Below are 12,342 nucleotides of genomic sequence, written 5' to 3'. Positions count from 1 at the left end.
GTCGCCAGCGGGACGACTGGCAGGGGCAGCAGGGCTCGAACCCGCGACCTGCGGTTTTGGAGACCGCCGCTCTACCAACTGAGCTATACCCCTGCAGGTGGCCGTCATGTGCCCCAAGGCGCGGCGCATTTCAAGTCGAAATCGCTGATCATCCTCATTTGCTGTAGGGGCCGAGCTCGCGCGCGTAGCGCTCGACCAGCTTCAGCCCGAATTCGGTCGGCCGCAGGGCCGGGCCGCGATCATGGATTGGGATGTCGGCGCGCGCCCCGAAGATGCGCTTGCCATAGCAGAGCAGCGTCTCGATCGACTGCATGATGAAGGTGATCGCCGGCAAGACCTCGCGATAGGCGGCATCTGCCCCCGCCTCGTCGCCGGCTTTGTAGCGGTTATAGGCGCGCAGAGCGTAATCGATCGTGTCCGGCGCCAGGATCATGCCGGCGCAGCCCGCGCGGAAATTGTCGATGAGCTCGAGCCCGCCGCGCCCGTTGAGAATCGGCAGGTGGCCTTCGGTCACCGCGATCAGGCGCTCGATCTCCACGACCGAGCCCTCGCCCTTGATCAGGCTGATATTCGGATAGCGCCGCGTCAGCTCACGGATATCCTCGGCCGAGAGGCCGCGGCCCATATAGGCCGGTGCGTTCTGGATCGCGACCGGAAGCGTGGTGGTCTCGGCGATCCGCCCGAAGAAGCTGATATATTCGGCCGCGCCGAAGCTTCCGACCATCGGTGGCTGGAGAATCACCCAGTCAGCGCCGTTCTGCTCGGCGACTTTCACCAGCGCGACCTGCTCCGCAACCGAGGAGCCAAAGATGGTGAAGGCGAGCGGCTTCCTGCCCGCCACATCCTCCGCCATCCACTCCATCACAGCGCAGCGCTCGGTGAAGCTCAACTTCGAGACCTCGGTCGCGAGCCCGAGCGCCGCCATGCCCTGCACGTCGAGATCGAGGCTGATCTGGGCCTGCTTGCGCATCGCCGCCCGATCGAGCCGCTCATGCGCGTCGAACAGGGCGAAGACGATCGAATGGATACCCGGAAACGGCGGCTTGAATGGCATGGGCTGGCTCCTCCGCGGCGGGAGCGGCTGGCCCGCTCTCTCACAGCCATTGAGAGCACGGAACGGCAAGCCCGCGCAGCCCAAGCGGCTGGAGCCGCCCTTGCGTGCAAGGCATGGGTGCGGCCGAACACAAGCAAAAGAAAAAGGGCGGTGTCGCCACCGCCCTTTCCCAAATCACTTTGCGTGCAATCGATCAGGCGATGATCGATGCGACGACGCCGGCGCCGACGGTGCGGCCGCCTTCGCGGATGGCGAAGCGCAGCTTCTCTTCCATCGCGATCGGGGCGATCAGCGTCACCTCCATCGAGATGTTGTCGCCCGGCATCACCATCTCCGTGCCTTCCGGCAGCGAGACCACGCCGGTCACGTCCGTCGTGCGGAAGTAGAACTGCGGGCGGTAGTTGGTGAAGAACGGCGTGTGACGGCCACCCTCTTCCTTCGTCAGGATGTACGCCTCGGCCTTGAACTTCGTGTGCGGCTTGACAGAGCCCGGCTTGCACAGGATCTGCCCGCGCTCGACGTCCTCACGCTTCGTGCCGCGCAGCAGCGCGCCGATGTTGTCGCCCGCCTGGCCCTGGTCGAGCAGCTTGCGGAACATCTCGACGCCCGTCACCGTCGTCTTCACGGTGTCCTTCAGGCCGACGATCTCGATTTCCTCGCCAACCTTGACGATGCCGCGCTCGACGCGGCCGGTCACCACCGTGCCACGGCCCGAGATCGAGAACACGTCCTCGACCGGCATCAGGAACGGCTGGTCGATCGGACGCTCCGGCTGCGGGATGTACTCGTCGACCGTCTTCATCAGCGCGATCACCGCGTCATGGCCGATCTCCGGCGTGACGTTGTCCAGCGCGGCCTTCGCCGAGCCCTTGGTGATCGGGATGTCGTCGCCCGGGAAGTCGTACTTCGACAGAAGCTCGCGGATCTCCATCTCGACCAGCTCGAGCAGCTCGGCGTCGTCGACCAGGTCGACCTTGTTCATGAACACCACCAGCGCGGGAACGCCGACCTGGCGCGCCAGCAGGATGTGCTCGCGGGTCTGCGGCATCGGGCCGTCGGCAGCCGACACAACCAGGATCGCGCCGTCCATCTGCGCCGCGCCCGTGATCATGTTCTTCACGTAGTCGGCGTGGCCGGGGCAGTCGACATGCGCGTAGTGACGGGCCGGGGTCTCGTACTCGACATGGGCCGTCGAGATCGTGATGCCGCGGGCCTTCTCTTCCGGAGCCTTGTCGATCTGGTCATACGCCGTGAACGAAGCACCGCCCGACTCCGCAAGCACCTTCGTGATCGCAGCCGTCAAAGACGTCTTGCCATGGTCAACGTGACCAATCGTTCCAATGTTGCAGTGCGGCTTGTTGCGCGCAAATTTCTCTTTGGCCATGACACCCTTGTCCTCGAAGGCGGCCCTTCGGGCCCAGAAACGGGGGTCGCATTAGGGGTTTTTGGGCAGGGATGCAAGGATGCTCGCGCTTCCCGCCGCACGCGCGGGCGACGCGACCTAAATATCCCCGCCCCACAGGGGTGGCTATCCTGCCCTCATCGGCTTGCACCGAGCGCCCGCATCGGTAAGTTCCCGTACCGTACAGGGGGGCGGGATGGTTCGACAAAAAGCCAGGGATCTTTGGCGCGGCCTTGCCCTGCTATCCATCGCATGGAGCGGACCGGCTGCAGCTCTGGAGCAGGCACAGCCATCGAACCCTGTCCCGGAATGGGCTCTCCTCGTCAGCCCCTATGCCTGGGGCGCCTCCCTGAAGGGCAAGGGCTCGCTCGCCGGAATCAGCACGAGCATCGACATCCCTTTCTCCGACGTCCTCGACGAGCTCGACCTCGCCGTGATGGGCAATGCCGAGGTCACGAATGGCCGCTTCGGCTTCTATGTCGACGGGCAATATGTCGAGACCAGCCAGAGCAAACATCTGCTGGCGCATCGAATCTCGCTTGGCGTCGCCACCACCCGGCTGGCGGCCGGCGCCTTCTTCAAGCTGTACGAAACCGAGCTCGGCGGAACGACGGTCTTCGGCCGCCCGCGGACCCTCTCTTTCGAGCCGACCGCCGGCGTTCGCTGGACCAGGCTTTCCGGCCATGTCGGTGTGCCGGGCATCGGTTTCGGCAAGGCTTCCGGATGGTACGACCCTTTCGTCGGTCTCAGGATCAATGCGGATCTGACGGATCGCTGGAACCTGTTCGCCGAGGCCGACGCAGGCGGCACCGGCGCATCCCAGTACAGCTTCCACGCACAGGCCTATCTCGGCTACCGGACACTGCTGTTCGGCCGTGAGACGACGTTGCGGGCAGGCTATCGCGCGATCTACCAGAACTATGAGGCGGACGACTTTACCGGACGAAACCGCTTCCGCTGGGATGTGACCCAGCACGGGCCGGCCGTCGGCCTGACCATGCGCTTTTAAGCGCCGACCTCAGGAAAAGCAGATGACTCGAGGACATCGCCGTCTCGGTAGCCACCTGGCGACTTTCGCCCTCGCTGCTGCCCTGGCCGCACAGACGGCCGCCGAGGCGTGTACGCGGCTGGTCTATTTCGGCGCGAACGGGCAGGTCGTGACGGCGCGCTCGATGGATTGGAAGAGCGATATCGCGACCAATCTCTGGATCATGCCGCGCGGCATCGAGCGCACCGGCGAAGCCGGACCGAACTCGGCCCGCTGGACCGCGAAATACGGCAGCGTCATCGCCTCGGGCTACGACATCTCGACGACGGACGGGGTCAACGAGGCCGGGCTTTCCGCCAACCTGCTCTGGCTGGTCGAATCGGAGTATCCGAAATTCGACGCCGGCTCGAAGCCCGGTCTGACGATCGCCGCTTGGGCGCAATATGTGCTCGACAATTTCGGCACGGTCGCCGAAGCCGTCGAAGTGCTGCGCCAGGAGCCGTTCACGATCGTCACCGACGCCGTGCCCGGCGAGGCGCGCTTGGCGACGCTGCATCTGTCGATGTCCGACGCGACGGGCGACAGCGCCATCGTCGAATATATCGGCGGCAAGCAGGTCATCCACCACGACCGCCGCTATCAGGTGATGACCAACTCGCCGACTTTCGACAAGCAGCTCGCGCTCGCCTCGTATTGGGAGCAGATCGGCGGCACGGTGATGCTGCCCGGCACCAATCGGGCCGCGGACCGCTTCGCTCGCGCTTCCTTCTACGCGAACGCGATCCCGAAATTCGAGGATCCGAACCGCGCCGTCGCCAGCGTCTTCAGCGTGATCCGCAACGTGTCGGTCCCCTTCGGCCTGACTACGCCGGGGGAGCCGAACATCTCCTCGACACGCTGGCGCACCGTCGTCGACCACGCCCGCAAGCTGTATTTCTTCGAATCGGCGCTGACGCCGAACACCTTCTGGGTCGATCTGAAGAAAATCGATTTCGCGAAGGCGGCCGGGACGCGGAAGCTCGACCTCGGTCCCGACCAGGACCATCTCCATGCCGGCGATGCCACGGACAAATTCGTGGCGGCGAAGCCGTTTCCGTTCCTCGGCCTACAACGCTGACAGGCTGGAGGGCCGGCCCGTCCGATCGGGTATCGATCAGGTCCCGAACACCCGCCGGTAGCGCTTCACCGCTTCCGGATCGCCCGAGACCTTCTCGGGATTGTCCGAGAGCTTCACCGCCGGGCGCCCGTTGGCCTTGGTGACCTTGCAGACCAGCGAGATCGGGTCGAGCGCGCGCGAGCCATCCGGCGAGCAGCCGACGAGATCGTTGGTCAGGTCCGTGCCCCAGCCGAAGGCCATCCGGACCTTGCCGTCGAAATGATGGTAGACGCGCTCAATCGCCTCGACATCGAGCCCGTCGGAGAAGACCAGCATCTTGTCGCGCGGGTCGCGCCCGCGCTCACGCCACCAGGCCATGATCGTCTCGCCGGCCGGGATCGGCGGCGCGCTGTCGGGGCGGAAGCCGGTCCAGTCGGCGACCCAGTCCGGCGCATGCCGCAGGAAGCTCTGCGAGCCGAAGGCGTCCGGCAGCGCGATCAGGAGGTTGCCGCCATAGACCTGGCGCCACTCGTCGAGCACGCGATAGGGCGCGCCCAGCAATTCCTCATCCGTTTCGGCCAGCGCCGCCAGCACCATCGGCAATTCATGGGCGTTGGTGCCGATCGCCTCGAGATCGGCATCCATCGCCAGCAGCACGTTCGAGGTGCCGGTGAAGGCCGAGCCCAAGCCTTCCTTCAAGGCCTCGACGCACCAGCGCTGCCAGAGATGGCCATGGCGCCGGCGCGTGCCGAAATCGGAGAGCTTGAGATTCGGCAGCTTCTGCAGCCGCTCGACCTTGTCCCACATCTTGGCCTTGGCGCGGGCATAGAGCACGTCCAGCGAGAAACGCTTCTGGCCGACCATCACCCGCCGCGCCCTGAGCTCGTTGATGATCGCCAGCGCCGGCACCTCCCACATCGTCGTGTGGGTCCAGGGCCCCTCGAAATGCAGTTCGTACTGACCGTCGACCTTGCGCAGATCGTATTCAGGCAACTGGAACTCGGCGAGCCAGCCCATGAACTCCGGCGAGAACATCTGAGTCTTGCCGTAGAAGCTGTTGCCGGACAGCCAGATCAGCTCGTTCTTGGTGAAGCGCAGCGAGCGGGCATGGTCGAGCTGCGCCCTGAGCTCGCCCTCGTCGACGATATCGCCGAGGCGGATATGCTTGGAGCGGTTGATCAGCGAGAAGGTGACCTGCACCTCCGGGTGGAAAGCCCGGATCATCTGCAGCATCAGGAGCTTGTAGAAATCGGTATCGAGCAGGCTGCGGATGATCGGGTCGAGCCGCCAACCGTGATTGTAGGTCCGCGTCGCGATGTCGGTGAAGATCATATCGAAGTCCGGGCCGGCTCACGGCATAGGCGGTGGAACGGCGCGGGCGCCGGGCGAAGGAAGGCGCATCAGAACAGCGCCTTGAGCCCCGGCGCAAGCGCAGGCCACGCAGCCATGCCCAGCGACAGCACCATGAGGGCGGCCAGCAGCACACCGAGCAGCGGCAGCACCGCCCGGAAAACTGCCCCGGCCGGCACCCGCATGATGCCACTGACGACATAGACGAGAATGCCCAGCGGCGGCGTCAACCCATGGATCATCAGGTTGACGACGAGCACCACGCCGAACTGGATCGGATCGAGCCCCGCCGCCACCGCGACCGGCAGGAGCAGCGGCGCCAGCAGCAGGATCGCCGCGCCGATGTCGAGGAAGAGCCCGGCTACCAGCAGCACGAGATTGGCGAGCAGCATCACCGCATAGGGACCGGCGCCGAACGCAGTCACGAGCCCGGCCATCTGCTCGGAGACCCGGTCGACCGCGAGCAGGAAGGCGAAGGGAGCGGAGGCGCCGATCAGGAGGCCGATCGCCGCGGCCTCCGCCGCCGATTTCCGTAGGGCCGCCAGCACGCCATGCGCGTTCAGGCTGCGCAGCGCGAGGCAGGCTATCCCGGCATAGGCAACAGCGAGCGCCGAGGCCTCCGTCACCGTCACCACGCCGAAGCGGATGCCGACGACCACGACGATGCCGAGCCCGATCGCCGGAATGGCACCGATCAGCGCCCTGCCCCGCTCGTTCGCACTCGCCTTCGGCGCCGCATCGACCACGCCGCGAACGCTGAGATGGATGCCGATCGCCAGCGCCAAGGCCAGCACGCCGCCGGCGACGAAGCCGCCCACCAACAGCGATCCGACGGAGAGATTGGTCGCGCTCGCCAGGATCAGGAAGGCGATCGAGGGCGGGATGATGTTGTCGAGCATCGAGACGCCCGCGACGATCGCCGCCGCATTGGCTGGCGGGTAGCCGCGCGCCACCAGCGTCGGCGCCATCACCTTCGCGCCGAAGGCGGCATTCGCCACCGAGGAGCCGGAAGCGCCCGAAAACAGCACGCTCGCGACCAGCGCCGTCTGCGCCAGCCCCGCCCGCCAATGCCCGACCAGCGTCGCGGCGAAGCGGATCAGTCGCTCGGCCAGCCCGCCCGCGGTCAGGAGTTCACCGGCCAGCAGGAAGAACGGGATCGCCAGCAGCAGGAACTTGCCGACGCCGCCGACCATCGTCTGCACGATCGCCGGCTCCGGCATCAGCCCGCCGAACGGCCCGGTCAGCGAGACGCCGGCCAGCAGCGCGAAAGGCAAGGGCGCACCGAGAAGGAGCCCCGCCCCCGCGACCAGCGCAGCGACGAGGCTCGGCGTCGGAAAGAGATCGAAGGAGAGCTGCGCCAGCCCGTAGAAGCAGCCGCCAAGCGCGAGCGCCGCGAACGCGCCGGCCCAGCCTCTCTCGATCCTGGCACGCAGGACCAACGCCAGCATCGTCAGCCCGCCGCCGCAGGCGAAGACGGCGAAGCGCAGGGATTCCGGCAGGCCGAGCACGGTGGAATGCCCGCCGATGAGCGCGGCGACATTCGCCCCGCCGGCCGCCAGCACCAACGCACCATGAAAGGCGATCGCATCCGCGAGCACGGCGGCGAGCCTGCGCAGCAGCGCCGGCAACAGCCGCACGAGCACATCGAGCCGCATCGCCAGCGTTCCAGTGACCGCAAGCGGCGCGCCGACCGCGATCAGCGCCAGATGCAGCCAGATCGCGAGCTCGTCCGACCAGACGAAGCCGCCACCGAAGAGATAGCGCTGCAGGACGGCCGCCATGACCACGAGGAACAGCGCCGCCAGGATCGCGGCGCCGGCGAGTTCCAGTGCCGTGCGGAAGGTCGCCTCGACCCGTTCCGGGAGCGGCTTCCCGCGCGCTTGATCGTCCGACTGGCTCATCCTGCCGCCATGCCCTGTCCGGATGCCCTGTTCCGGCCTCGCGCCCGTCGCGTCAAGACACTCGAATTGACATCATCCCTGAATTGACCGCAGGAGCGGGCTTGTGGCGCCGCCCCAGCCGGGATTGGATGGCGTCACTGATCAGCCTTTTCCAGCCTTCCAGAAGATGCGCATGGCTTCCGAAACGACCTCGCCCTTAGCCGGCTTCGGCACCGCCCCCGCCACGCCCTACGATCTCGCCGTGATCGGTGGCGGCATCAATGGCTGCGGCATCGCCCGCGATGCGGCCGGGCGCGGTGCCTCCGTCGTGCTGTTCGAGAAGGACGATCTCGCCAGCGCCACCTCCTCGCGCTCGACCAAGCTGATCCATGGCGGGCTGCGCTATCTTGAGCATTACAAGTTCCGGCTGGTGCGCGAGGCCCTGATGGAGCGCGAGCGCCTCTGGGCCATCGCGCCGCATATCATCCGCCCGCTGCGCTTCGTGCTGCCGCATCACAAGGGCCTGCGCCCGGCCTGGCTGCTGCGGCTCGGCCTGTTCCTCTACGACCATATCGGCGGCCGCAAGCTCCTGCCCGCGACGCGCACGCTCGACCTCGCTCATGACGCGGTCGGCCAGCCGCTGAAGGACGACCAGGCCAAGGCCTTCGAATATTCCGATTGCTGGGTCGAGGACGCCCGCCTCGTCGTGCTGAACGCGATGGATGCCGCCGTGCGCGGCGCCGCGATCCACACCCGCACCCGCGTCACCGCGGCGCGGCGCGAGAATGGCCTCTGGCAGCTCGAGACGGACGGCCCCGAAGGCCGCCAGACGATCTGGGCGCGCACGCTCGTCAATGCCGCGGGCCCCTGGGTCGGCGATGTCCTGAACGGCGTGATCCATACCAACGCCAAGGCGGGCGTTCGCATGGTGCAGGGCAGCCATATCGTCGTGCCCAGGCTGTACGAGCACGACCGCTGCTACATCTTCCAGAACGCCGACGGGCGCATCATCTTCGCCATCCCCTACGAGCAGGATTTCACGCTGATCGGCACGACCGACCGCGACTATCACGGCGACCCCGCCGAAGTCGTCGCGACGCCGGACGAGATCGCCTATCTCTGCGCCGCGGCGAGCGAGTATTTCCGCCAGCCCGTCACGCCGGAATCGGTGGTCTGGACCTATTCGGGCGTGCGCCCGCTCTATGACGACGGCGCCTCGAAGGCGCAGGAGGCAACGCGCGACTATGTGCTGACCCTCGATGTTCCTGAAGGCGAAGCACCGCTGCTCTCCGTCTTCGGCGGCAAGATCACCACCTATCGTCGCCTCGCCGAGGCCGCGATCGCCAAGCTCGCGCCGCTCGCGCCCTGGGCCGCCCGCGCCGAATGGACGGTGACGGGCGCCCTGCCCGGCGGCGATTTCCCGGTCGGCGGTTTCGACAAGCTGGTCGGTGAGATCGCAGCCACCTATCCCTGGCTGGAACGCCGCAGCGCGACGCGGCTCGCCCGTGCCTACGGCACCCGCGCCCGCGACATCCTCGGCGACGCAAAGAGCCTCGCCGATCTCGGCCGGCATTTCGGTGCCGATCTCTACGAACGCGAGGTTCGCTATCTGATGAAGGCGGAATGGGCGCGCCGGGCGCAGGACGTGCTCTGGCGCCGCGGCAAGCTCGGCCTGCGACTGTCGAAAGCCGAGAGCGAGGCGCTCGACGACTTCATGCAGCAGGCAGCCTGAGCGTCATGCTCGGGCTTGCCCCGAGCATCTCCTGCCGAAGGAGGCTCCGGTGCCTTCTCGTCCGGAGCTTCTCGGGTCAAGCCCGAGAATGACGCGAGTGTCGGCGCTCAGGCCACCGCATAGGCGAACTGGCCCTCCTCGACCGAGACCTTCGCCTCGGTCAGCGGCTTCTTCTCCAGTTGCAGGTTGAGGATCGCGCGCGAGAGCGCCGGCAGCATCGAGTTGGTGATGATGTTGTCGATCATGCGCCCGCCCGAATCCGGATCGTTGCACTGCCCGACGATGTGCTCGACCACCGCATCGTCATAGACGAAGGCCGCCTTGTGGTTCTCGCTGAGCCGCTTGCCGATGCGCCCGAGCTGGAGCCGCACGATCCCGGCCAGCATATCCGAGGACAGCGGATAATAGGGGATGGTGACGAGCCGCCCGATCAGTGCCGGTGGAAAGACCTTGAGCAGCGCCGGACGCAGGCTCACCGCCATCGCCTCCGGATCGGGCTTGGCCGCGCCGTTCGCCGACATGCTCATGATCTCGTCGGTGCCGACATTCGAGGTCAGGATGATCAGCGTGTTCTTGAAGTCGATGCGCCGGCCGGTGCCGTCCTCCATCTGGCCCTTGTCGAAGACCTGGAAGAACAGCTCGTGCACATCGGGATGCGCCTTCTCGACCTCGTCGAGCAGCACCACCGAATAGGGCTTGCGCCGCACGGCTTCCGTGAGGCGCCCGCCCTCGCCATAGCCGACATAGCCGGGAGGCGCCCCCTTGAGCGTCGAGACGGTATGCGCCTCCTGGAACTCGCTCATGTTGATGGTGATGACGTTCTGTTCGCCGCCATAGAGCGATTCCGCCAGAGCCAGCGCCGTCTCGGTCTTGCCGACGCCGGAGGGGCCACAGAGCATGAACACGCCGATCGGCTTGTTGGGATTGTCGAGCCTGGCGCGGTTGGTCTCGATGCGCTTGGCGATCATGCCGATGCCGTGGCCCTGCCCGACGACGCGCTTGTTCAGCGTCTCCGCGAGGTTGAGCACGGTCTCGATCTCGTCCTTGACCATCCGGCCGACCGGGATGCCGGTCCAGTCCGAGACGACCGAGGCCACCGACTGCTCGTCGACATGGGCATAGATCATCCGGTTGGCCGGATCGACCTCGCTCAACGCCGAGAATTTGGCATTGAGCGCGGCGCGCGATTCCGCCGGATCGACGGCTGGCTCGGGTGCGGGAGCTTCGGCTTCGGCCGGCGCAGGCGCGACATTCTCGTTCGCCTCCGGCTGGGCGGCATCGGTCGTCTGCGGCGCCGCCTTCTCGCGGAGCTTGGTCCATAGCGCCTTGATCTCCTTGACGATGGCGAGTTCGCCCGTCCAGGCCCCTTCCAGCCCCGTCAGCTTCTCCCCCTTCTCCGCCATCTCGGCCTCGATCTCACTGAGCCGCTTGGTGGCATCGGTGCCGAGATCGGCGTCTGCCGTCAGCGCCGCCTTCTCCTGCTCCAGCGAGGAGATCGCGACGCGCGCATCCTCGATCGCGGCCGGCGTTGCGTTCTGGCTGATGGCGACGCGGGCGCAGGCGGTATCGAGCAGGCTCACCGCCTTGTCGGGGAGCTGACGGGCCGGGATGTAGCGCGAGGAGAGCGAGACCGCCGCAACGATGGCCGCGTCCGAGATGCGGACCTTGTGGTGCTTTTCCATCGGGCCGATCAGCCCGCGCAGCATGGTGCAGCAGCGCGCCACATCGGGCTCGTCGACCTGCACCGGCTGGAAACGCCGGGTCAGCGCCGGATCCTTCTCGAAATACTGGCGATATTCCGACCATGTCGTCGCGGCGATCGTGCGCAGCGTGCCGCGCGCCAGCGCCGGCTTCAGCAGGTTCGCAGCATCGCCCGTGCCGGCCTGCCCACCGGCGCCGATCAGCGTATGCGCCTCGTCGATGAACAGGATCACCGGCGTCGGCGAGGACTGCACCTCGTCGATCACCGAGCGCAGGCGTTGCTCGAACTCGCCCTTCATCGAGGCGCCGGCCTGCATCAGGCCAATATCGAGCGCGCAGACGCGCACGCCCTTGAGCGGCGGCGGCACGTCGCCAGCCGCGACGCGCTGGGCGAAACCCTCGGCGATGGCGGTCTTGCCGACACCGGCCTCCCCGGTGAGGATCGGGTTGTTCTGGCGCCGGCGCATCAGCACGTCGATGACCTGCCGGATCTCGTCGTCGCGGCCGAGGATCGGGTCCATCGTGCCGGAGCGGGCCTTGACGGTGAGATCCTGCGAGAAGCGGTCGAGCGCGGTCGTGCCCTTCGCGCCCTCGGCCTGTTCGGCGCCAGGCGTTCCCGCCGCGCGCAGACCCGAGCCGTCCATCGGGCGGAGATTTTCTTCTTCGGAGCTTTCCCAGATCTTGCCGTAGCCTGCGGCCAGTTCCTCGACTGGAATCTTGGAGAATTCCTTGGAGAGCCCCGTCAGCACGCGGCGCAGCTCAGTCGATTTCAGCGCCGCGACCAAGAGATGGCCGGTCCTGATCTGCGTCTCCCCGAAGAACAGGGTGGCGTAATGCCAGCCACGGTCGAGGATATCGACGATGTGGTTGGCGATGCCCGGCATCTCCGTCTCGTTGCGGCGGAAGTCCTCGACCACACCGCCAAGCTCCATCAGAATCTTGGCACGGTCGAGCTTGTAATGGTCGGCGGTCAGCGTCAGGTCGTTCGACGTGCCCTGCAAGATCTGCAGCAGCCAATGCGCCAGTTCGACATTGCGGTTGCCCGCCCCCTTCGCCTGCCGGAGCGCCTGCAGGAAGGTATCGTAGCCGACCCGGTTGAGCTTGCCTGTGACGGCTTCGAGGCTGATATCGGCCATGAT

At 66.7% G+C, this 12,342-nt stretch carries 8 protein-coding genes and 1 tRNA gene; 3 read left to right on the top strand and 6 right to left on the bottom strand.

Translation table 11 applies throughout. The features are described 5' to 3' along the window. Positions 1–17 precede the first annotated feature (17 nt). From AC1RLU_RS14940 to tuf, 3 genes are all read right to left on the bottom strand, one after another. Positions 18–93: transfer RNA gene (locus tag AC1RLU_RS14940), tRNA-Trp, on the bottom strand. 61 nt (positions 94–154) lie between these two features. Then, on the bottom strand, positions 155–1,054 hold the full coding sequence (locus tag AC1RLU_RS14935; RefSeq protein ID WP_492796483.1) for a dihydrodipicolinate synthase family protein: 900 nt from the start codon (positions 1,052–1,054) through the stop codon (positions 155–157). Between the two features lie 193 nt (positions 1,055–1,247). After that, positions 1,248–2,438 carry an elongation factor Tu gene (tuf, locus tag AC1RLU_RS14930; protein WP_061967316.1) on the bottom strand — a complete coding sequence of 397 codons (1,191 nt, stop codon included), beginning with the start codon at positions 2,436–2,438 and terminating at the stop codon, positions 1,248–1,250. Between the two features lie 214 nt (positions 2,439–2,652). Between tuf and AC1RLU_RS14925 the strand changes: the two genes are divergently transcribed. Then, positions 2,653–3,465: a porin family protein gene (locus tag AC1RLU_RS14925; RefSeq protein WP_492796481.1), complete on the top strand. Its 813-nt coding sequence runs from the start codon at positions 2,653–2,655 to the stop codon at positions 3,463–3,465. A gap of 22 nt (positions 3,466–3,487) precedes the next feature. Further along, positions 3,488–4,561, top strand: coding sequence for a linear amide C-N hydrolase (locus AC1RLU_RS14920; protein ID WP_492796480.1), 1,074 nt, complete (start codon positions 3,488–3,490; stop codon positions 4,559–4,561). Positions 4,562–4,597: 36 nt separating this feature from the next. Here the strand turns inward: AC1RLU_RS14920 and pncB are convergent, their stop codons facing one another. Continuing rightward, on the bottom strand, positions 4,598–5,872 hold the full coding sequence (pncB, locus tag AC1RLU_RS14915; RefSeq protein WP_492796478.1) for a nicotinate phosphoribosyltransferase: 1,275 nt from the start codon (positions 5,870–5,872) through the stop codon (positions 4,598–4,600). Positions 5,873–5,940: 68 nt separating this feature from the next. Continuing rightward, positions 5,941–7,791, bottom strand: a complete 1,851-nt coding sequence (locus tag AC1RLU_RS14910; RefSeq protein WP_492796476.1) for a TRAP transporter large permease subunit — start codon at positions 7,789–7,791, stop codon at positions 5,941–5,943. Between the two features lie 172 nt (positions 7,792–7,963). Here AC1RLU_RS14910 and glpD point away from each other — a divergent pair, with 172 nt between their 5' ends. Continuing rightward, positions 7,964–9,502, top strand: a complete 1,539-nt coding sequence (gene glpD, locus AC1RLU_RS14905; RefSeq protein WP_492796474.1) for a glycerol-3-phosphate dehydrogenase — start codon at positions 7,964–7,966, stop codon at positions 9,500–9,502. 107 nt (positions 9,503–9,609) lie between these two features. Here glpD and tssH read toward each other — a convergent pair whose 3' ends face one another. Beyond that, a complete protein-coding gene (gene tssH / locus AC1RLU_RS14900; protein ID WP_492796473.1) occupies positions 9,610–12,339 on the bottom strand; it encodes a type VI secretion system ATPase TssH in 2,730 nt (909 codons plus the stop codon). Positions 12,340–12,342: the final 3 nt, after the last annotated feature.

The sequence above is a fragment of the Allobosea sp. GW822-FHT05A11 genome (assembly GCF_058800455.1).
Note: the sequence above shows the minus strand (reverse complement) of the source record. Positions and strands in the feature narration are given on the sequence as shown.

Excerpts from the sequence above, each read along its gene's own strand:
- AC1RLU_RS14935 (WP_492796483.1), bottom strand. The coding sequence starts at position 1,054 with ATGCCATTCAAGCCGCCGTTTCCGGGTATCCATTCGATCGTCTTCGCC.
- tuf (WP_061967316.1), bottom strand. The coding sequence starts at position 2,438 with ATGGCCAAAGAGAAATTTGCGCGCAACAAGCCGCACTGCAACATTGGA.
- AC1RLU_RS14925 (WP_492796481.1), top strand. The coding sequence starts at position 2,653 with ATGGTTCGACAAAAAGCCAGGGATCTTTGGCGCGGCCTTGCCCTGCTA.
- AC1RLU_RS14920 (WP_492796480.1), top strand. The coding sequence starts at position 3,488 with ATGACTCGAGGACATCGCCGTCTCGGTAGCCACCTGGCGACTTTCGCC.
- pncB (WP_492796478.1), bottom strand. The coding sequence starts at position 5,872 with ATGATCTTCACCGACATCGCGACGCGGACCTACAATCACGGTTGGCGG.
- AC1RLU_RS14910 (WP_492796476.1), bottom strand. The coding sequence starts at position 7,791 with ATGAGCCAGTCGGACGATCAAGCGCGCGGGAAGCCGCTCCCGGAACGG.
- glpD (WP_492796474.1), top strand. The coding sequence starts at position 7,964 with ATGGCTTCCGAAACGACCTCGCCCTTAGCCGGCTTCGGCACCGCCCCC.
- tssH (WP_492796473.1), bottom strand. The coding sequence starts at position 12,339 with ATGGCCGATATCAGCCTCGAAGCCGTCACAGGCAAGCTCAACCGGGTC.